The organism is uncultured Reyranella sp. (genome assembly GCF_945957355.1).
Classification (GTDB): Bacteria; Pseudomonadota; Alphaproteobacteria; order Reyranellales; family Reyranellaceae; genus Reyranella.
The window spans coordinates 154,889-174,425 of the sequence record NZ_CAMFKM010000001.1; the positions used below are offsets into that span (position 1 = coordinate 154,889).

Sequence of the window (19,537 nt, forward strand, 5' to 3'; positions counted from 1 at the left end):
TCATTTTAGGACCGATGTCCTGTGGAAGATACGCGCGCGGCGAGATACTGGCGGGTGAGGATCTTGCCCTCCTCCACCGCCGGCTGATCGAAGGCGTCGACCCCCAGCAGATGGGCGGCGAACATCGTCTCGAGCATGTAATGCATCATCAGCGCGCCCATCACCCTTTCGTCGAGTGTGGCGATTCGCATGACGCGCGTCGGCCGGCCGTTGTTTGCCAGGGTGGCGGCGGTGGCCTCGGCTTCGGCCAGCAGCAGGTCGCCCAGGGAATGGTTCTCGAGATAGCCCAGCGACTTGTCGCCCCCCAGCGCCTCGGGAGCGATCGTCCGGCCCTTCCCCGCCGTGTCGAGGATCAGCACGGTGAACATCTTGTCCGCCGGGCCGCCGAGATAAAGCTGGAGCTGGCTGTGCTGGTCGACCGTACCCATCGCCCGCACCGGCGTCGTGCCGTTGCCGCCCTTGCCCAGGCTCTCGGCCCAGAGCTGGCGATACCAGAAGCCGAAATAGCCGAGGCGATCGCAATAGGGCATGAGCACCGTGGTGCCGATGCCGCGTTCCCTGGCGAGCCCGACCGACAGCGCCGCGCCGACAGCCGGCGGCAGATCGCCGGCATCGCTCGCCTCGAGGACCGGATCGAGCACGCTCGCCGCGCCTTCGCGCACCGCACCGACATCGAGGCCGGCGATCATCGCGGGCAGCAGGCCGACCAGCGACAAGACCGAGAAGCGGCCACCCACCCGGGGATCGTGATCGAGGATCGGGCAGCCGATGCGGCCGGCCAGGCGGCTGAGTGCATTGTCGCTGGGCTCGGTGATCGCGATGACATGTTCGGCGAGCCTGTCCTTGCCGACCCTGGCCTCGAACTCCGGCAGCAGGGTCAGGAACTGGGTCAGCGTCTCGGCCGTGGTGCCGGACTTCGAGATGACGATCAGGCCGGTGCGCGCGAGCGGCAGGCGGGCGGCCAGTTCCGTGAAGGTCGACGGATCGACATTGTCCATGAACCACAGTTTCGGGTGACCCTGCAGAGGCCCGAACCCCTGGTCCTTCAGAGCGACGAGGGTCTGGCCGCCGAGGCTCGAGCCGCCGGTGCCCAGCACGATCACATGCTCGAACTTCGCGAATCGCGCGGCGTGCGGCTTCAGGAGCGCGAGATCGTCGCGCGTGCCGGGCAGGCTGAGCAGCGGCAACGTACCGTCGGCCTTCCACTGCCGGAACTTGTCTAGGGCCTTGCTGGCGTTCGCGATTTCGCGATCGAGTGCGGCGCGATGCAGTCCCTGCTTGCCGACCTTGCTTTCGAGCGCATCGTCGATCACGTGGCTGTAGAACATGAGAAACCGATCCTCAGGGTTCGGGTGTGACACCGACAGGCCGGCCGACCACCACGGTGGTCAGCGCCTCGTCGCGCAGCAGGCGCCGCGCGACCTTGCGGACATCGTCCAGCTTGACCGCGGCGATCAGCGCCGCACGCCGCGTCAGGTGATCGGGCGACAGGCCGTCGATCTGCATCGAATGCAGCAGGCCCGCGATCGATCCCGACGAATCGAGCGACAGCGCCAGGGCGCCCGTCAGGTAGGTCCTGGCGTCGGTCAGCTCGGCCTCGGTGATGCCCTCGTTGCGCATCCGGCCCATCTCGGCACGGATCACCTTGATGGCCTCGGCGACTCTCTCGTTGGCGCTGCCGGTCGACATCACCAGCAGCGAGGCGCGCTTGTAGGTGCGCAGGCCGCTCGACACGCTGTAGGCCAGGCCGCGCTTCTCGCGCACCTCGTTGAACAGCCGCGACTGCTGTCCGCCGCCGCCCAGCACATGGTTCATCACCAGCGCCGCGTACCAGTCGGGATCGTCGCGCGGGATGCCGGGCAGCGCCATCAGCGCCGAACTCTGCGGCACCGGCCGCTCGACGACGACGACACGCGGCTTGGTCGGCGGCACCCATTGCGGCGGCAGCGCCGGCGGCGTGCCGGTGGGCAGCAGGCCGAAAGACCGGTCGAGCTGACGCGCCAGCTCGGCCTCGCTGATATCGCCGACCGCGGCGACGATCAGGCTGTTGCGCAGCAACAATTCCCCGGCCCGCTTCTTCAGGAGGTCCGGCGTCGCGGCCGCCAGCCCCTCGGGCGTACCGTCGGGATCGGCGGCATAGGGATGGCCGGCGAACAGCGTCTCCATCAGGGTGCGGCTCGCCACCGAGCCCGGACGCTGGGCCGCCTGGTTGATGCCGGCAATCGTCTGCGCCCGGCGCTGCGCCACCATGTCGGGATCGAAACGCGGCGCGGTCAGCGCGAGCCGCAGCAGTTCGAAGCCCTCGTCACGATTGGCCGACAGGACGCGCAGCGAACCGGTCAGCCGGTCGAGCGAGGCGTTGAAGCCCAGCGACGCCGCGGCGTCCTCCTGGCGCTGGCGGAAAACCTGTGCATCCAGCGGCCCCGCGCCGTCGGTCAGCAGGCCCGCCATCAGGTCGGTGATGCCGGCCTGCCCCGCCGGATCCGTGGCGGTGCCGCCGGAGAATGAAAACGACAGCGCCACGATGGGCGTGCTCTTGTCCTCGACCAGCCACGCCTTGATGCCGAGCGGCGTCGTGATCTCCTTGATCTCGATCGCGCCCGCCACCGCGGGCAGCAGGGCGAACAGGCCGGCGAGTGCGGCCGCGAGGAGACGCAGCGGCTTCACCGGCTGCCTTCGGCGGGCGTGAGCAATGCCGTGACGGCGCCCTCGTCGCGCCAGACATGCCGGGCGGCGTCCAGCACCTCGGCCGGCGTGACGGCGGAAATACGCTGTGGCCAGGCGTCGATGTCGGCCATTGTGCTCCCGGTGCTCAGCGCCGTGCCATAGATGCGCGGGCCGCTCGCCAGCGAATCCTGCGAGTAGATGGCGGCGGCCAGGAGCTGGTTCTGCGCACGCTCGACCTCCCCGGCCGTGACGCCGCCGTCGAGCAGCTTCTTCATCTCGCCCGTCACCGCCTCCTCGACGGCGTTGAGGCTGGTCGACTTGGCGGGATGCACGCCGATGTCGAACGAGGTGAGGCCGAGACTCGACGGGCCGTACGAGGCCCAGGCCGACAGTGCGGTCTTGCGCTCCTCCACCAGCACCCGGGACAGGCGGCTGGTCTCGGTACCGCCGAACAGCCGGGCCAGCACCTGCAGCGCATAGGCATACTTCGTATCGCCGACCTTGTAGGACGGCGCCAGCCAGAGCCGCGACCAGCGCGGCTCGACGACCCGTGCGTCGGCTCGGATCACCTTCTGCGGCAGGTCGGTGCCGCCCTGCGAGGGACGGAGGCGTGGCTCGATCTTGCGGCTGGCGATCGGGCCGTAATACCGCTCCGCCAGCTTGCGCACCTGCTCCGTCGTGGTGTCGCCGGCGACGATCAGGACGGCGTTGTTGGGTGCGTAATGGCGACGATAGAAGCCCGCGAGGTCGTTGACGCCCAGCCGCTTGATGTCGTCGACATAGCCGATGACCGGCATGGCATAGGGCTTATGCCGGCCGTAGAGCTGTTCGCGCACCGCCTCGTCGAGCAGCGACGCCGGCACGTTGTCGGTGCGCATGCGGCGTTCCTCGAGGATGACCTGCCGCTCGGGCACGATCTCGCGCTCGGTGATGTGCACGCCGGTCATGCGGTCGGCTTCCATGCGCATCACCAGATCGAGCCGTTCGGCCGCGATGGTCTGATGGTAGCCCGTCGAATCGAAGGTGGTGTAGGCGTTGTCGCGGCCGCCATTGCGCGAGACGATGCGCGAGAACTCGCCGCTGGGCACCTTGTCGGTGCCCTTGAACATCATGTGTTCGAGGAAATGCGCGGCGCCGGTACGGCCGAACGTCTCATCGGCGCTGCCGACCTTGTAGACCACGACCTGGGTGACGATCGGCGCCCGGCGCGACGGCAGCACGATGGCCTGCAGGCCGTTGGGGAGCGTGAAGGTCTCGGCGTTGCGCTGTCCGACCGCGAAAAGCTTCGCGAGCGCCGGCCCGGACGGAGAGAGGGCCGCGCCCGCGAGGAGGCCGCCGAGCAGGGTGCGGCGGCCGGGAAGCGGCATCGAACTCAGAAGATGCCTTCGAGCAGGCCGCGCTTGCGACGCGTGATCGTCGGCGTCGGCCCGGCGGCCGGCTGGCCGGAGGCCTGGGCATCGCGAATTCGCTGCTGCTCCTTGGCCGGATCGACCAACACGCCCGGCGGCGGCGAGTCCTGCCAGAAGATCAGGCTGTCGATGAACGACTTGTCGCTCTCGGCCAGGGTCTTGGTATCGGTGTTGACCTGGCCCCTGATGTTGGGATCGATGCCGCCCTTGCCGGCGCGGGCAACCAGCGCCTGCTCGGAGCTGCTGCCCGACCGGGCCGCGTCGGGACCGGCATTGACGCGGGCCTGTGTGCGGCCGGCGAGCGCCGGCGACAGCGCCTCCTTGGCCTGGTCGGCGGGCGTGACTTCCTGGGGACGCGGCTCGCCCGGCCGCGGCGGCCGCAATTCGGCGTTGGGCGGCATGGTCAGCGGCGAATGCGAGACGATCTTGAATTCATCGGGCGACGTCTTCTTGCCGCCGCCGATATTGTCGAAGGCGCCGCAGCCGCCCAGTGCGAGGCTGCCGCAGGCCAGGAGGGCCAATGGAATCGGGAGGAGAGTCGGTTTCATCGTCCGTCCTTGGTCTTGAATATTTGTCTGCCGATCATGGCCGCTTCAGGGCGCCGGTTTCTTTTCGCCTTGCAGCGAGTCGATCAGCATGAGCCCGACGCCGACGACGATCGCCGCATCGGCGACATTGAAGGCTGGCCAATGCCATTGGCCAATGTGGAAATCGGCGAAATCGAACACCGCTCCCCAACGGGCACGGTCGATAACATTGCCGATGGCTCCCCCCATGACAAGGCCGATGCCCCATCCGGTCAGGGGGCGGTCGGTTCGTCGCAGCCACAGGAAAAGGCCGATGCAGACGGCGATCGCCACCGCCGACAGAACCCAGGGCGGCAGCGCCTGGTCACCGCCCATCAGGCCGAAGCTGACGCCGCGGTTCCAGACGATGACGAGCCGGAAGAACCCGTCGATCACCGGCACGATGGCGCCGGCCTTCAGCAGGAATCCCAGCAGGAGCTGCTTGGAGACCTGGTCCGCCACCAGGGTGACGGCGAGCAGGATCATGGCCTGGCGGTCGATCCGCCTCATGCCGAGACCGCCTCTTCGCAGCGCCGGCAGATCAGCGGATGGGCGGCCGACTTGCCGACTTCCTCCAGGACCTGCCAGCAGCGCGCGCACTTGGTGCCCTCGGCGAGGTTCGCCACCACGGCGACGCCGGGCACATCGGGCAGGGTAAAGGCGCCAGCCGGCGCCTCGCCCGCGACCAGATCGCCGCCCGAGGTGATGCAGATCTCCACCAGGTCGAGACCTTCCATCGCCTTCAGATATTCCGGCGCGACATGGACGTGCGGAGCGGCCTGCAGGCTCGATCCGATGCGCTTCTCGGCCCGCTCCAGTTCCAGGGCGCCGGTGACGACGCGGCGCAGCGCGCGCACGGTCTTCCACTTCTCGCCGAGCGCGGCATCGAGCCAGGCCGGCGGGATGGTGGGATAGAGACGCAGGTGGACGCTCTCGGCCTTGCCATCCGGCATGTCGCCGGGCCGCGCCAGCCAGGCCTCTTCCGCCGTGAAGCAGGTGATCGGCGCCAGCCACGCCGTCAGGAACGAGAAGACCTCGGCCATGACGGTGCGCGCGGCGCGACGGCGCCGCGAGCCGGCTGCGTCGCAGTAGATCGAGTCCTTGCGGATGTCGAAGTAGAAGGCCGAGAGATCGACGGCGCAAAAGTTATGCAGCTCGGTCGCGATCGTGTGGAAGTCGTAGTCGTCGACCGCACGGCGCAGAACCGCGTCCAGCTCGGCCAGGCGATGCAGCACCCAGCGATCGAGCTCGGGCATGTCGGCATGGGCCACCGCCTCGTCCGACGAGTAGCCGTCGAGGCTGCCCAGCAGGTAGCGCAGCGTGTTGCGCAGGCGGCGATAGGCTTCGGCCTGGTGCTTCAGTATCTCCGGACCGATGCGCTGGTCCTCGGTGTAGTCGGTGCCGACCACCCAGAGGCGCAGGATGTCGGCGCCATACTGGTCGCAGACCGCCTGGGGCGCCGTGATATTGCCCAGCGACTTCGACATCTTGCGGCCCTGCTCGTCGAGCGTGAAGCCGTGCGTCAGCACGCCGTCATAGGGCGCGCGGCCGCGCGTGCCGCAGCTCTCGAGCAGCGAGGAGTGGAACCAGCCGCGATGCTGGTCCGAGCCTTCGAGATAGAGATCGGCCGGCCACTTCAGCTGGTCGTTGCCCTCGAGCGTGAAGGCGTGGGTGCAGCCCGAGTCGAACCAGACGTCGAGGATGTCCGTCACCTGCTCGAAGTCGGCCGCGTTGTACTTGTTGCCGAGGAAGCGCTCGGGCGGGCTCTCGAACCAGGCGTCGGCACCCTCGGCGCGGAACGCCTCGACGACGCGGCCCATCACCTCGGCGTCACGCAGCGGCTCGCCGCTCTTCTTGTCGACGAACACCGCGATCGGCACGCCCCAGGCGCGCTGGCGCGACACGTTCCAGTCGGGACGCGTCTCGATCATCGAGCGCAGGCGGTTGTAGCCGGCGGGCGGCACGAAGCGCGTCGCGTCGATCGCCGCCAGCGCCTTTTCGCGCAGGGTGCCGCCGATCTCGGGGATCGGCTTGTCCATGGCGATGAACCATTGCGGCGCGTTGCGGAAGATGACCGGCGCCTTGGACCGCCAGGAATGCGGATAGGAGTGCGTGATGCGGCCCGAGGCCAGCAGCTTGCCCGCCTCGTCGAGCAGGGCGATGGCGGTGCGGTTGGCGTCGCCCTTCTTGCCCTCCGGCGTATAGACACGCTTGCCGGCGAACAACGGCACGTGCGGATAGTAGCTGCCGTCCTCGGCGACCGTGTCCGGCACCTCGACACCGTTGGCGATGCCCAGCTCGTAGTCGTCCGCGCCATGGCCCGGCGCGATGTGCACGAAACCGGTACCGGCATCGGCTGTGACGAATCCGCCCGGCAGCAGGCGCACGTCGAACTCGAAGCCCTGGCCGCGGAATGGATGGGCCGCGATCAGCCCCTCCAGATCCTCGGCCGTGACCTCGGCCACGAGCTTCGGCGTGAATTTCGTCTCCTCGGCGACCGCATCGACGAGCTCGCGCGCGAGCACCAGCCGCTCGCCCACCCGGGCCTTGCTGCCTTCGGCGACGGCGGCGACCTCGACCAGCGCGTAGGCGATGTCCTGGCCGTAGGCGAGCGCCCGGTTGCCCGGCATGGTCCAGGGCGTGGTCGTCCAGATCACGATCGAGGCGCCGTCGAGCTTGCCGCCCTTCGACTTCACGACGGGGAAGCGAACGTAAATCGTGTCGGACGTGTGGTCGTGATACTCGATCTCGGCCTCGGCCAGCGCGGTCTTCTCGACCACCGACCAGAGCACCGCCTTGGATCCCTTGTAGAGGCCGCCGTTCAGCAGGAACTTGCCCAGTTCCTTCACGATGACGGCCTCGGACTCGTACTTCATCGTCGAGTAGTAATTGTCCCAGTCGCCATCGACGCCGAGGCGCTTGAACTCCTCGCGCTGCACCGTGATCCAGTGATCGGCGAAGGCGCGGCATTCGCGCCGGAACTCGACGATCGGAACCTGGTCCTTGTCCTGCTTCTTGGCGCGGTACTGTTCCTCGATCTTCCATTCGATCGGGAGCCCGTGGCAGTCCCAGCCCGGCACGTAGTGGCTGTCCTTGCCCATCATCTGCTGGGTGCGCGAGACGAGGTCCTTCAGGATCTTGTTGAGCGCGTGGCCGATATGCAGGTTGCCGTTGGCGTAGGGAGGGCCGTCGTGCAGCACGAATTTCGGGCGACCCTTGCTCTCCTCGCGAATCCGGTCCCAGAGCTTCATGTCGGCCCAGCGCTTCAGGAGCTCCGGCTCCTTCTTGGGCAGGCCGGCGCGCATGGGGAAGTCGGTCTTCGGGAGGAAAACGCTGGTTTTATAATCAGTTGTCACAAGAAACTCGGCGCAGGAGGGAGCAAATTCCAGCCGCCCGTCGGGCGGCCGCTGGCAGGCAAGACGACCCGGCCGCGGTCAGCGGACCGGGCGGGTAATTCGCTCCTGGAAAGCCCTGGTGAACATAGGGCGCGCAATCTAGGGATGGGGGTCCGGGGGGTCAAGGAGCGCCCGCCGGCTCCCGCGGCCGCCTAACCCGCACGATCAGCGCCTGCGGCACGACGCGCGTGTCGGCGACCACCGGCTGGGCCGCCGCCAGTTCCGGCGTGGCGCACGGCTCGACCATGCGTTCCAGGACGAAACCGGCACCGACGAGAGCATCGATCCACTGCGACAGGGTGCGGTGGAAGCGCGGCACCTCGAAGAGCGGGCTGGCCGCCTTCTCCGCCGCCGGAGCGCTTCCGAAGCCCCATCGCTCGACTTCGCCGTCCCGCCCGTTGAAGTAATCTGCGACCTCGACCGCCCTCGCCTCGCCCCGGGCATCGCGCAGCACCTTGCGGTGCGGCGGCGAGAAGCAGGGATGCAGGATGGAGAACTGAAGGAAGCCGCACGGCCGGACGACGCGCCGTGCCTCCGCCAGCACGCCGTCAATGTCAGGCATGTCCATCAGCGACATGAAGGCGGTGACGAAGTCGAAGCTGCCAGCGGCAAAGGGCAAGGACGTGCCGTCGGCCACGGCATAGGAGATGCCGAGCGGCTCAGTGGATTCGGCTTCTCGCGCATGGCGGATGAAGGTCGGCGCGATGTCGATGCCCTCCATGCGGGCTCCGCGCCGGGCGAGGTGTCGCGTATTGGCGCCCTCGCCGCATCCCATGTCGAGCCCGCGCCGGCCATCGATGGGCGGCAGCGCGTCGAGAAAGGTCGGAGAGTTCAGCGCGTCGCGGTAGATGTCGTAGCCGGCGCGCACGTGGCGCGTCCACGTCTCGGCGTTGCGTTCCCAGAACGCTCCCGCTTCGGACGCCTTCATCTGCCTTCTCCCGCCAGGTGACGGGCTTCAATACCTCACGAGCAGCCGCCGGTCTGCCTTTCCGCATCGTCAGGCCGCGGTCGACAGCAACCTCGTCCGGCGCCGCGCGGCAATCCGGAGAAGCAGGATCGCCAGCATCAGGACCACCGGCAGGGCATAGAGCGGGCTCTGACCGATGCGCTTGCCGTTGGTCACGATGAACGACACCCAGAGATAGTAGCCGCCCAGCCAGTGCAGCGACCGCCAGGCCGCCGGTCCGATCCAAGCGGCCGTCCGGTCGAACGAGGTCACCGCCATCGCAACGATGAAGACATAGGCCAGGCCGCCGCTCACCAGCGTTCCTGTCATCACATGCTCGTGGAAGCCCTGCGGATCCATTCGGGCGAAGGCCACGATTGCCGCTGCGTGGATCGTGTGCGAGGCGGCGAAGGCGAGGCCCAGTTGCCGGCGACTGCGGCGCTGCCAGCGAGTCAGCGCAGTGGGCCACAGAGTCAACATCGCCTGTGCACTGAAGGCCAGGGCGAACAGGACGAGCGAGGTACGCGCGGTGAGCCGGATCACCGAGCGCACGCCGGCGACGTCGTATTCATGGCTTGCGAGACAGACACCGGAAATCGCCAGGAGAATCAGGGACAGCAGGCCGAGCAGCGACCAGCCTTCGAGCAATCGGATCTTCATCATGGAACTCCTCTGCAATGTAAGCATTGATTACTTTGCCAGTCGAAGGCCGGTCAATGCGATGTAGACACTGCTTACATTCACATGCGCGTGATGCTAGCGTGTCCGGATGGCCAGACGCCCCGATGCAAAAGCGAAGAAAAAGCCGAGCCGCACCTATCACCACGGCAAGCTGCGCGAAGCGCTGATAGAGGCGACTCTGCGGCTGGTCGAAGAAGGCGGGCCGGAGGCCGTCACGGTGCGCGAAGCGGCCCGCCGGTCCGGCGTGTCCTCGGGCGCACCGTTCCGCCACTTCCCCAACCGGACCGTCCTCATGACCGCGGTGGCCGAGGAAGCGACGCACCGGCTGCACGCGGCAGTGCTGGCGGCCGTCGAGCCGATCGCGGCCAAGCCTCCGCTCGCGCAGCTACGGGCGATCGGCCGCGCCTATCTCCACTGGGCTTCCGACAATCCGACGCACTTCGCCGTCGTCTCCAATCGCGGGCTGATCGATTACGAAAGCTCGTCGTCGATGAAGCGCGAGAACGAGGACATCCAGGCGCTAATGGGCCGCCTGCTCGATGCGGCAGGTGCGCCCACCGGCGCGAAGCTGGCCGCCCGCGCCCTCGTCTACGGACTGGCGCGCATGCGCATCGACGGCCACCTGCCCCAGTGGGGCGTGTCGTCTTCGGGCGAAGCCCTCGCGGCGATGGACGCCGCGCTCGATCTCTTTCTCGACGCCCTTCTCAGGCCGCGAGGATAGCGCGGGCGCGCTCCCCGTCCGCCGCGATCTGGGCCTTGAGCTGGTCGAGGCCGGCGAATTTCATCTCCGGCCGGATGAAATCCACCAGCGCGACCCGCAGGATCTTGCCGTAGAGGTCGCCGGCAAAATCGAACAGATGGACCTCGAAATTCTCCTGCAGCTTGCCGAAGGTCGGACGCCTGCCGAGATTGGCGACGCCGTTGCGCCACCCCTGGCTTTCCTGGCCATCGACCAGCGCGCGCACGGCATAGACGCCGAAGCGCGGGCGCAGGTGCTCGCCGAGCGCCACGTTCGCGGTCGGAAACCCGATGGTGCGGCCGCGCTGGTCGCCCAGCTCGACTTTACCCTCGATCTCCCATTGATGGCCCAGCAGCCCGGCGGCGTCGCGCGCCCAGCCATGGCGCAGCGCCTCGCGGATGCGCGTCGACGAATAGATCTCGCCTTCATGCGTCACCGGATCGAGCACCGAGACGTCGAAGCCGAGCCCCGTGCCCTCGGCCCGCAGCATCTCGACGTTGCCGCTGCGCCGCGCGCCGAAGGTGAAGTCGTAGCCGCAGACAACATGGCGCACACGCAGCCCCTTCACGAGCACGTCCCCGATGAACGAGGCCGCCGGAAGGGCCGCGAACGCCGCATCGAAATGCTGGGCGAGCACGGCCTTCACGCCATGCTCGGCGAGCAGCCGGGTCTTGGCCGGCGCGAGCGTGAGCCGGAACGGGCCGGTGTCGGGCACGAAGAAGCCACGCGGATGCGGCTCGAAGGTGAAGGCGAGCAGCGGTGCGCCGAGCTCCCCGGCCTTCTCGCGCGCCTGCGCCAGCAGCGCCTGGTGGCCGCGATGCACGCCGTCGAAATTGCCGAGCGCCACCACGCCGCCCGCCCACTCCGCCGGCACCGAATGCCAGTCGTCGAACACCGGAACCATGCGATGCGCTCAGGCCGCGTCGCGTCGCGGCACCAGCACGACAGCTTCGCCGTCGATCACCACCTTGTCGCCGTTCAGGCACTGGGTCTTCAGCGTCACCCGGCGGCGCTTCTCGTCGATGGCGGTGATGGTCGCGACGGCGGTGATCGTCTCGCCGATCAGGACCGGCGCCATGAAGTTCATGGTCTGGGAAATGTAGACCGCGCCCGGCCCCGGCAGCTTGGTGCCGATCACGGTCGAGATGAAGCTGCCGCTCAGCATGCCGTGCGCGATGCGTTGGTGGAAACGCGTGGTCCGCGCGAAGCCGTCGTGCAGGTGGATGGGATTGGTGTCTCCTGACACGCCGGCGAAGGCCTTGATGTCGGCGTCGGTCACGGTCTTGCCGAACATCGCCGACATGCCGGGCTTGAGGTCTTCCAGGTACAGGCCGTTCATCGCGGCGAAGGCACTCGACACTTGCTTGATCTCCCCAGTTGGCGCGGTCCTCTTACCATGCGGCGGAGCCTGTGCCACAGTCCCGGTAAATGAGCGTTCACACGTCGACTGAAACAGAAACCGTCGCCCGCGTCCTCGGCGAGGCGGCCAGCCGCCATTTCGGCGGCCTCGTCACCATCGAGCGGCTGAGCCGGCAATCCGGCGGTGCCTCGCGCCAGACCTGGAGTTTCGACGCCATCGTGAACGGCACGCGCCAGCCGCTGATCCTGCGCCGTGACCCGCCGGCGCAGGGGAAGACCGAGCGCGAACGAGCCGTCGCCATCGACCGCGCCACCGAGTTCCGGGTGCTGCGCGCGGCCCACGAGGCCGGCGTGCGCGCCCCCGAGCCGCTGTTCGAACTCACGCCGCAGGACGGGCTGGGCGAGGCCTATGTGATGCGCCGGGTCGGCGGCATTGCGATTGCGCGCAAACTGCTGCGCGATGCTCCCTATGAAGCGGCGCGCGGAAAGATCGCGGGCCAGCTCGGCGAGATCCTGGCGCGCATCCATGCGACCGATTCCGCCACCCTGCCACCTCTTCCGCGCCGCGAGGCCGCCGACCACATCGCCGAGCTCCGCCGCTCGCTCGACGCCTTGGGCCGGTCGCAACCGGTCTTCGAACTGGCCCTGTCATGGCTCGATCGCCGAAAACCTGCACCGCTCGAACGGCCGGTGCTGGTGCATGGCGACTACCGCACCGGCAACTACCTCGTCGACGAGACCGGCGTGACGACCATCCTCGACTGGGAACTCGCCCATCTCGGCGATCCGGTGGAGGATCTGGGCTGGCTCTGCGTAAAGAGCTGGCGCTTCGGCGCGATCGACAAGCCGGCCGGCGGCTTCGGCAGTCGCGAGGAACTGTGGGCCGCCTATGAGCGCGCCGGCGGCGGCAGGGTCGATCCGGCTCGCGCGCACTGGTGGGAAGTCTTCGGCACGGTGCACTGGGGCGTCATCTGCCTCAACCAGGCGTGGAAGCACCTCTCGGGCTCGATCAAGTCGATGGAGCACGCCTCGATCGGCCGGCGCGCCGTCGAGACCGAAGTCGATCTGTTGCAACTGCTGAAGCAGGGAGCGTGATCGTGGCCCAGGACCGTCCCACCGCCGCCGAGCTTCTCGCCGCCATCGCCGACTTCCTGCGCGAGGAAGCGACGCCCGCACTCGATCGCACCGAGCCGCGGCTCGGCTTCCAGATGCGGGTCGCCGTGAACTCGCTCGCCATCCTCGAACGCGAGGTACGCCTCGGACCGGCCGCCGATGCGAGAGAGCATGAGCGCCTCGCCAGGCTTCTCGGCCGCGAGGCCCCGCTCGACGAGCTGAACCGCGAGCTGGCGCGGCAACTGCGCACCGGTGAACGCGACGAGACCGACGCCGCCCTGATGGCCCATCTCGAAGCCACCATCGCCGACAAGATCGCCATCGCCAATCCGAAGTGGCGTTGACGCTTCGGCCGCCGCCGAACCATTGACCGTGGCGAGCGCGGATGGCCGGGCATAGAGTCCGCCCATGACCACCGTGAACGCCCTTTCCGAGATCGCCGCCCTGATGGGCGATCCGGCGCGTGCTTCCATGCTGTCGCTGCTGATGGACGGCCGCGCCCATACCGCGTCGGACCTCGCGCACAATGCCGGCATCACCGCCCAGACCGCGAGCGGGCACCTGTCGCGCATGGTGGAGGCCAACCTGCTGGCGGCCCGCGCCCAGGGCCGCAACCGCTTCTATCGCCTCGCCTCGTCCGAGGTGGCCCACGCCATCGAATCGCTGATGGCGCTGGCCGGCACCCGGGCGACGCCGGCATCGATGAGCGCGGCATGGCGGCGCGATCCCGATCTCCGCTTCTGCCGCACCTGCTACGACCATCTCGCAGGCCAGGTCGGCATCGCCGTCACCGATTCCCTGACCCGGCAGGGCCATCTCGAACCCAAGGGGCCGCGCGACTGGCAGCTCACGCAATCGGGCGAACAGTTCTGCGACCGGCTCGGCGTCGATCTCGACACGGCGCGCCAGGCAAGCTCACGCCACTTCGCGCGCCAGTGCCTCGACTGGAGCGAACGCCGGCCGCACATCTCGGGCGCCCTGGGCGCCGCCATCGCCGACACCTTCTTCAGGCGCGGCTGGGCCGAGCGGCTACGCCGCAGCCGTACCGTGCGCCTGACGGATTCAGGCCGCCGCGCCCTCGGGAGCCACTTCGGCGCGACCGTTTAGGGTTCAACTGTCCCATTGGAGCGCGCAACTCCAGTTGCGCTCAAGCTCTGTCGACAGGCAAGACATGAGCGCAACTGGAGTTGCGCGCTCCATTGGCTCACCAGCCTTGGAAGCGCGGCCACGACGCGGTCGTTCCTTCGGGCGTCACCGCAACGTAGGCCGGGTATTGCGCGCCCGTGGCACAGGCGTGGTTCGGCAGGATGCGGAGCTTTGTGCCGATCGGGAAGCGCTCGATCAGGCCGGTGTCGGCCGTGCCGTCGCGGCGCGAGACGATGCCGTGTTCCTGGTTGGCGCCTGACACGATCAGCCCGTCGATCATGTTTCCGGCGACGTCGCACACGGCGCCGTAACCATAGTCGATCTTCTGGCGCTGCGTGCCGCGGTCGCGGCTCATCGCCATCCAGCCGGCATCGACGATCACCCAGCCCTTTTCGGCCTGGTGGCCGATCACCTCGGTCAGCACGGACAGCGCCACGTCCTGCGGCGTGCAGACACCGACGTTGGACATCACGAGATCGAAGAAGACGTAGACACCGGCCCGCACCTCGGTGACGCCTTCGAGATGCTGCGCAGCGATCGCCGTCGGCGTCGAGCCGATGCTGACTTCCGGGCAGGCGATGCCCGCCGCGCGTAGCCGCTCCGCCGCGCGCACGCACAGAGCCCGCTCCTGCTCCGCCAGCGCCTGCAAGGCCGCCGGCGTGTCGAGATCGTAGGAGCTGCCAGCATGCGTCAGCACGCCCTTCACCGCAGCACCGCCCTGCTGCAGGGCCTTCCCGATCGCGATCAGTTCCGGCGCCTCGGGCTGCACGCCCGAGCGGTGGCCGTCGGAATCAATCTCGATCATGACCTGGAATTTCTGGTTGGCCGCCTTGCCCTTGGCCACGACGGCCTCGGCCGCCGCCACCGAATCGACGAGCAGGGTCAGCGCGCAGCCCTTGCGGATCAGCGCAAGCGCGCGGTCGAGCTTGTCCGGCACGATGCAGACCGCATAGAGCACGTCGCCGAAGCCCGCGGCGAAGAACTGCTCGGCCTCCTTCAGGGTCGAGACCGTGATGCCCACGGCGCCCGCCTTCTGCTGGGCACGCGCCACCGCGATGCATTTCGAGGTCTTCACATGCGGCCGCAGGCGCACGCCGAGCGAAGAGAGATGGCCCTGCATGCGCGCGATGTTGCCTTCCATGCGGCGCTGGTCGATCAGCGCCGCCGGGGTCTCGATGTCGATCAGCTTCAAGTTTCCACCCTTCAGTCGAGATACTCGCCGCGCGCCTTGAGCGCCGGCACGTCCTTTTCCAGCCCGCGCGCGATCAGCGCCGTCACGGTAGCGGGCTGCAGCGCATCCGGCGACGGCAGATCAACGCCCACCGCATTCATCTGCTTCACCAGCGCCGGATCGGCCACCGCGGCCCGCAGCGCCTCGTTCAGCCGCGCCATGACCGGTTGCGGCGTGCCCTTGGGCGCGAACAGCGCGTTCCACGAGCGCAGGTTCACGTCGTAGCCCTGGCTCGCCGCCGTGGCGACGCCCGGGAGCTGCGGCAGAGGCTGGTCGCTCAGCACCGCGAGCGCCTTGATCTTGCCGCCGGCGATCTGCGGCAGCGCCGTCGTCGTCTGGTCGCACATGAAATCGATGTGGCCGCCCATCAGGTCGTTCATCGCCGGCGCCACGCCGCGATAGGGCACGTGGGTGATGTTAAGCTTGAGCGCCGACAGCAGCACGACGCAGGCATAGTGGGAGATCGAACCGACGCCCGCGCTGCCATAGGTCATGTCCGCCTTGTGCGTCTCGGCATAGGCGATGAACTCCTTGAGGTTCGAGACCGGCAGGCCTGCTTTGGCGACCAGCAACAGCGGCGCGGTGCCGGCGAGGCCAATCGGCTCGAAGCCGGTCAGCGGATCGTAGGGCAGCTTCTTGAACAGGGCGGCATTGGCCACATGCGTGCCGATCGTGCCGAAGCCGATCGTGTAGCCATCCGGCGTGGCGTTCACGAGCTTGGTCAGCCCGATCGTGCCGCTGGCGCCGCCGATATTCTCGACGACCACGGTCTGCTTGAGATCCGCCGCCATGCCCTGCGCGAGCGCGCGTGCCAGCGCGTCGCTGGGGCCACCCGCCGGGAACGGCACGATCAGGGTGAGCGGCTTGGTGGGGAAGCCCTGGGCGGTGGCCGTGCCGGCCGCCAGCAGGAGCGGCGCGAGGGTGAGCAGAAGTCGGCGCAAGATCATGACAAACGTCCTTCCAGCCAGGGGAGAAGATCGTCGAGCGTCGAGCGCTCGAGCGCGGCGGGCGGTGCGCCGTCGGGGCGCGCGAGGCCGACGCGGTTGTGCCAGTAGGTCCTGAGGCCGACGGCGGAGGTTCCGAACAGGTCGTAGCCGGAGCCCGCGACGAAGGCGGCCTCGCCGGGCGCGACGCCCAGTGCTTCCAGCGCCCGGCGGTAGGGCCGCGGATCGGGCTTGTAGCACCCGGCCTCCTCGGCGGTGATGACGCAGTCCCAATGGACCTTCAGGCGACTCGCCGCCTGACGGCCGAGCCGGATCGAGCAGTTGGTGACGACGCCGAGCTTCGTGCGGCCCGCCAGCGCATCGAGTGCCGCCTGCGCGCCGCTCCAGGGCGGCAGCTCCAGCCAGCGCGCCTCCAGCGCGTCCGCGGCCTCGCCCGGCAGGCCGGTCGCCACCGCCGCCTCGCGCACCAGCTGTTCGTAGGGGATGTAAGCGCCGCAGCCATAGGTGAGCCGCAGATACCCGGCGCGCCAGGCGCGGCCGCGTTCTTCCGAGCCCGCCACGTCGTTCCACAGGGTCCAGGAGTCGAGGAGTGCCGTCAGCAGATCGAAGAGCACGGCTTTGGGAAAGGTCGTCGTCATGCCCCGAACGTAGCAAGTCGCGGGCCCTTCGTGCTTAAATCGGATGAACAGTTCAGTTAAGGAAAACTGAATGATCAGCCTGACCGACCTGCAGTTCATGGAAGCGCTGGCGCGCACCGGCTCGCTGAGCGGCGCGGCGCGGTCGCTCAACGTCACCCCGCCGGCCCTGTCGCTTCGCCTCAAGAAGCTCGAACAGGTGCTCGGCGTTAGCCTGGTCGTGCGCAGTTCGCGGCGCCTGCGCTTCACGGGCGAAGGCGAGCATCTGGTGAGCGAGGCGCAAGCAATGCTTGCCCGGATGGGGGCGCTCACCGACCTGCTCGGCAAAGAGGGCGGCGCGCTATCGGGTCCGCTGCGGGTGGTCGCGCCGTTCGGCTTCGGCCGGCTGCACGTGGCGCCGCTGGTCGCCCGCTTCGCCGAACGGCACAAGGCGATCCGCGTGACGCTCGATCTGTCGGAACGGCCCTGGACCGACAGCGAGGATGCCGACGTCGTCGTGCATATCGGTGCCGTCCGCGATTCGACCTGGGTGGCGCACGTTCTGGCGCGCAACGACCGCTGGGTGTGCGCCGCGCCCGCCTATCTCGACCGGCGCGGCACGCCGGAAGATCCGCGCGACCTGCTGCAGCACGACTGCCTCTGCGTGCGCGAGAACAACGAGGACGTGACCTTGTGGCGCCACAAGCGCGGCAGCCGCGCCGGTGCCGTGCGCGTGACGCCGACCCTCACGAGCAACGACGGCGAGGTCGTGCGCAACTGGGCCTTGGCCGGCCTCGGCCTGATGCTGCGCTCGCAATGGGATGCCGGCCCCTTCGTGAAGCGCGGCGAACTCAAACGCGTGCTGGCACCCTGGTCGTTCGAGGGCGCCGATATCCTGGCGCTGGTCCCGGCGCGACGCGGCATCTCGGCCCGCGTCACCTCCTTCGTCGACTTCCTGAAGTCGTCCCTCAGGTCGCGGCCGCCGGGGCGGTAGCGTCGGCCTTCGTGTAGCCGGTGCCGTCGCCCGACGAGATCTTGGCGATCGACGAGGCGCGCAGGATCTTCTGCTCGCCCACGGTCAGGTAGATGTTGGTGAACAGCAGGGTGCGCGTCTGGCGGATCAGCTCGGCGCGGCCCTCGACCCAGTCGCCGACCCGCGCCGGCGCCACGAAGTCGAAGGTCATGCTGACGGTCGGCAGGAACTTGCGCAGGCCGGCAAGATAGCCGCCGCCCATCGTGCCCACGAGGTCGGCCACCGTCATCATCATGCCGCCATGCAGGCCGCCCGCGGGGTTGCACATGTTCTGCCGCACACGGATCGCCAGCACGAACTCGTCTCGCGTGCCTTTCTCGCCGCGTTTCACGTACATGTTGCCGACATGGGTGTTGAAGGTGGGCTCGGGCCGGCCGCGGGCGAAATCGACGAGCTTGAAGCCTTCGGGCGGATTGTCGGAAATTTCGGAAGAAGACACTCTAGCTCCGGACTTTCAGAGGGCGTCCCGGCCGCAGCAGCGCGAAATCGCCCAACCCGGCCAGCACATCGTGGCGCGGACCATAAAGACGGCCCCTCACCTGCGCCACATGCTCGTCATGCCCCAGCAGCTCGCCGGTGGCCTCGAGCCAGTCGCCGACCCGCGCCGGCGTCAGATAGTCGAGCGTCAGCTTCAGGGTGACGCAGCGCCGGTCGATGGCGTGATACACGACCGAGCCCAGAGCCGCATCGATGAAGGCGGCCATCATGCCGCCATGCACGATGCCCAGCGCATTGGCATGCTGCGGGCCGGGCATGAAACCCCGCCAGACCCTGTTGCCTTCGACCTTCTCGAACCACGGCCCGTTGGCCGCGGTGAATCCGGTCGCCTCAGTGAGTTCTCGAAAACCTGCTGGAATGTCCACGCGCCATCTTAGGCAATCCCGGCCAGCAGCACCAAGCCGTAGCCGACATAGTAGAGACCCAGCACCGTGATGAGTCGTCCCGCCCAGGCGCGGAACTGGGCGTCCGACAGGCGTTCGAGGATCTGCTTGCCGAGCGAGGTGCCGAGCATCGAGGCGCCGACGGCCATCACCAGAACCCACGGTTCGACCGATCCCGCCTGGTCAATCAGCGCGCCGAAGTAGAGCAGCTTCGAGCCGTGGCCGAACACCTGGCACGAGGCCTTTGTGGCGACGATCTGCTGGCGGTTCATCGGGGAGCGCAGGAAGAGCTGGTCGACCAGCGGCCCGGTCACACCGGTCAGCAGCATCAGGGCCATGCAGGCGATGCCGCCGCCCAGCGCCTGCATGGGGCCGAGCGTCGCGGGCATCCACCGCGTCGGCACGATCCGCAGCACGAAGGGCGAGAGGCCGAGCATCAGGAGCGCGACGGCCTTCTCCGGCACGTAGAGGGTCAGCGACCAGATCCCGACCGCGATGAAGCAGCCCATCACGTAAAAGGCGGTGATGCGCCACTGGATATGCCGCCGCCACAGGAGCGCCCGCCAGCCGTTCGACGCCATCTGCGTCACCGCATGCAGCACCATGGCCATGGGCAGCGGCAGCAGGAACAGCAGCACGCCGATCAGCACCATGCCGCCCGCCATCCCGAAGATGCCGGACAGGAAGGCGGTGAACACCATCAGGAGGCCGAGCCCCAGGGCCATCGATATCGCCATCTCACCCCTCGCCGATCCGGCGGCCTCCTCATGCTGGGGTGCCGCGCAGCGGCGTCTCGAAGCATGGGCACCCACC

The 19,537-nt window shown here is 68.4% G+C and carries 21 protein-coding genes; 5 read left to right on the top strand and 16 right to left on the bottom strand.

Annotation, left to right across the window (positions count from 1 at the left end; translation table 11 throughout):
* Positions 1–5: 5 nt before the first annotated feature.
* The 8 genes from Q0Q48_RS00720 to Q0Q48_RS00755 all read right to left on the bottom strand — a co-directional run bounded on the left by Q0Q48_RS00720 (position 6) and on the right by Q0Q48_RS00755 (position 9,643).
* Positions 6–1,328 carry a glucose-6-phosphate isomerase gene (locus Q0Q48_RS00720; RefSeq protein ID WP_295132339.1) on the bottom strand — a complete coding sequence of 441 codons (1,323 nt, stop codon included), beginning with the start codon at positions 1,326–1,328 and terminating at the stop codon, positions 6–8.
* A 13-nt stretch (positions 1,329–1,341) separates the two neighbouring features.
* Positions 1,342–2,667, bottom strand: coding sequence for a pitrilysin family protein (locus tag Q0Q48_RS00725; protein ID WP_295132342.1), 1,326 nt, complete (start codon positions 2,665–2,667; stop codon positions 1,342–1,344).
* Positions 2,664–4,034 carry a pitrilysin family protein gene (locus Q0Q48_RS00730; RefSeq protein ID WP_295132345.1) on the bottom strand — a complete coding sequence of 457 codons (1,371 nt, stop codon included), beginning with the start codon at positions 4,032–4,034 and terminating at the stop codon, positions 2,664–2,666. Before Q0Q48_RS00730 ends, Q0Q48_RS00725 begins: the two co-directional genes overlap by 4 nt.
* Positions 4,035–4,039: 5 nt before the next feature.
* On the bottom strand, positions 4,040–4,624 hold the full coding sequence (locus tag Q0Q48_RS00735) for a DUF3035 domain-containing protein (RefSeq protein ID WP_295132346.1): 585 nt from the start codon (positions 4,622–4,624) through the stop codon (positions 4,040–4,042).
* A 45-nt stretch (positions 4,625–4,669) separates the two neighbouring features.
* Positions 4,670–5,152 carry a signal peptidase II gene (gene lspA, locus Q0Q48_RS00740; protein ID WP_295132348.1) on the bottom strand — a complete coding sequence of 161 codons (483 nt, stop codon included), beginning with the start codon at positions 5,150–5,152 and terminating at the stop codon, positions 4,670–4,672.
* Positions 5,149–7,947, bottom strand: coding sequence for an isoleucine--tRNA ligase (gene ileS / locus Q0Q48_RS00745; RefSeq protein ID WP_366915259.1), 2,799 nt, complete (start codon positions 7,945–7,947; stop codon positions 5,149–5,151). Before ileS ends, lspA begins: the two co-directional genes overlap by 4 nt.
* A 211-nt stretch (positions 7,948–8,158) precedes the next feature.
* The gene (locus tag Q0Q48_RS00750) at positions 8,159–8,965 is read right to left on the bottom strand and encodes a class I SAM-dependent methyltransferase (RefSeq protein WP_295132353.1); all 807 of its coding nucleotides are present in this window, start codon (positions 8,963–8,965) and stop codon (positions 8,159–8,161) included.
* Positions 8,966–9,034: 69 nt separating this feature from the next.
* A complete protein-coding gene (locus Q0Q48_RS00755) occupies positions 9,035–9,643 on the bottom strand; it encodes a hypothetical protein (protein WP_295132356.1) in 609 nt (202 codons plus the stop codon).
* A gap of 109 nt (positions 9,644–9,752) precedes the next feature.
* Here Q0Q48_RS00755 and Q0Q48_RS00760 point away from each other — a divergent pair, with 109 nt between their 5' ends.
* Positions 9,753–10,385, top strand: a complete 633-nt coding sequence (locus tag Q0Q48_RS00760; protein WP_295132360.1) for a TetR/AcrR family transcriptional regulator — start codon at positions 9,753–9,755, stop codon at positions 10,383–10,385.
* Here the strand turns inward: Q0Q48_RS00760 and Q0Q48_RS00765 are convergent.
* Both Q0Q48_RS00765 and Q0Q48_RS00770 read right to left on the bottom strand, forming a co-directional pair.
* On the bottom strand, positions 10,369–11,307 hold the full coding sequence (locus Q0Q48_RS00765) for a bifunctional riboflavin kinase/FAD synthetase (RefSeq protein WP_295132363.1): 939 nt from the start codon (positions 11,305–11,307) through the stop codon (positions 10,369–10,371). The two genes, Q0Q48_RS00760 and Q0Q48_RS00765, sit on opposite strands and share 17 nt — an antisense overlap.
* A gap of 9 nt (positions 11,308–11,316) precedes the next feature.
* Complete coding sequence (locus Q0Q48_RS00770; RefSeq protein WP_295132366.1) at positions 11,317–11,763, bottom strand: MaoC family dehydratase; 447 nt, start codon at positions 11,761–11,763, stop codon at positions 11,317–11,319.
* Between the two features lie 68 nt (positions 11,764–11,831).
* On the opposite strand from Q0Q48_RS00770, the gene Q0Q48_RS00775 reads away from it, so the two are divergent.
* The 3 genes from Q0Q48_RS00775 to Q0Q48_RS00785 all read left to right on the top strand — a co-directional run bounded on the left by Q0Q48_RS00775 (position 11,832) and on the right by Q0Q48_RS00785 (position 13,982).
* Complete coding sequence (locus Q0Q48_RS00775) at positions 11,832–12,857, top strand: phosphotransferase family protein (RefSeq protein WP_295132369.1); 1,026 nt, start codon at positions 11,832–11,834, stop codon at positions 12,855–12,857.
* A gap of 2 nt (positions 12,858–12,859) precedes the next feature.
* The gene (locus Q0Q48_RS00780) at positions 12,860–13,219 is read left to right on the top strand and encodes a DUF6285 domain-containing protein (RefSeq protein WP_295132372.1); all 360 of its coding nucleotides are present in this window, start codon (positions 12,860–12,862) and stop codon (positions 13,217–13,219) included.
* 64 nt (positions 13,220–13,283) lie between these two features.
* A complete protein-coding gene (locus tag Q0Q48_RS00785) occupies positions 13,284–13,982 on the top strand; it encodes a helix-turn-helix transcriptional regulator (protein WP_295132375.1) in 699 nt (232 codons plus the stop codon).
* A gap of 97 nt (positions 13,983–14,079) precedes the next feature.
* Here the strand turns inward: Q0Q48_RS00785 and Q0Q48_RS00790 are convergent, their stop codons facing one another.
* From Q0Q48_RS00790 to Q0Q48_RS00800, 3 genes are read right to left on the bottom strand one after another with little or no spacing between them, the layout of a single operon-like run.
* Positions 14,080–15,213 carry a DSD1 family PLP-dependent enzyme gene (locus tag Q0Q48_RS00790; RefSeq protein WP_295132378.1) on the bottom strand — a complete coding sequence of 378 codons (1,134 nt, stop codon included), beginning with the start codon at positions 15,211–15,213 and terminating at the stop codon, positions 14,080–14,082.
* An 11-nt stretch (positions 15,214–15,224) separates the two neighbouring features.
* Entirely contained in the window at positions 15,225–16,199 is a 975-nt protein-coding gene (locus Q0Q48_RS00795) for a tripartite tricarboxylate transporter substrate-binding protein (RefSeq protein ID WP_295132381.1), read from the bottom strand.
* Complete coding sequence (locus Q0Q48_RS00800; protein ID WP_295132384.1) at positions 16,196–16,834, bottom strand: HAD-IA family hydrolase; 639 nt, start codon at positions 16,832–16,834, stop codon at positions 16,196–16,198. Before Q0Q48_RS00800 ends, Q0Q48_RS00795 begins: the two co-directional genes overlap by 4 nt.
* Before the next feature lie 70 nt (positions 16,835–16,904).
* Between Q0Q48_RS00800 and Q0Q48_RS00805 the strand changes: the two genes are divergently transcribed.
* A complete protein-coding gene (locus Q0Q48_RS00805) occupies positions 16,905–17,804 on the top strand; it encodes a LysR family transcriptional regulator (RefSeq protein ID WP_295132385.1) in 900 nt (299 codons plus the stop codon).
* On the opposite strand, the gene Q0Q48_RS00810 is transcribed toward Q0Q48_RS00805, so the two are convergent.
* The 3 genes from Q0Q48_RS00810 to Q0Q48_RS00820 are packed head-to-tail and all read right to left on the bottom strand — an operon-like array spanning position 17,779 to position 19,461.
* Entirely contained in the window at positions 17,779–18,282 is a 504-nt protein-coding gene (locus Q0Q48_RS00810; protein ID WP_295132388.1) for a PaaI family thioesterase, read from the bottom strand. The genes Q0Q48_RS00805 and Q0Q48_RS00810 overlap by 26 nt on opposite strands.
* A gap of 1 nt (position 18,283) precedes the next feature.
* Positions 18,284–18,706, bottom strand: coding sequence for a PaaI family thioesterase (locus Q0Q48_RS00815; RefSeq protein ID WP_295132391.1), 423 nt, complete (start codon positions 18,704–18,706; stop codon positions 18,284–18,286).
* Positions 18,707–18,714: 8 nt separating this feature from the next.
* A complete protein-coding gene (locus Q0Q48_RS00820) occupies positions 18,715–19,461 on the bottom strand; it encodes a sulfite exporter TauE/SafE family protein (RefSeq protein ID WP_295132394.1) in 747 nt (248 codons plus the stop codon).
* Between the last annotated feature and the right edge of the window lie 76 nt (positions 19,462–19,537).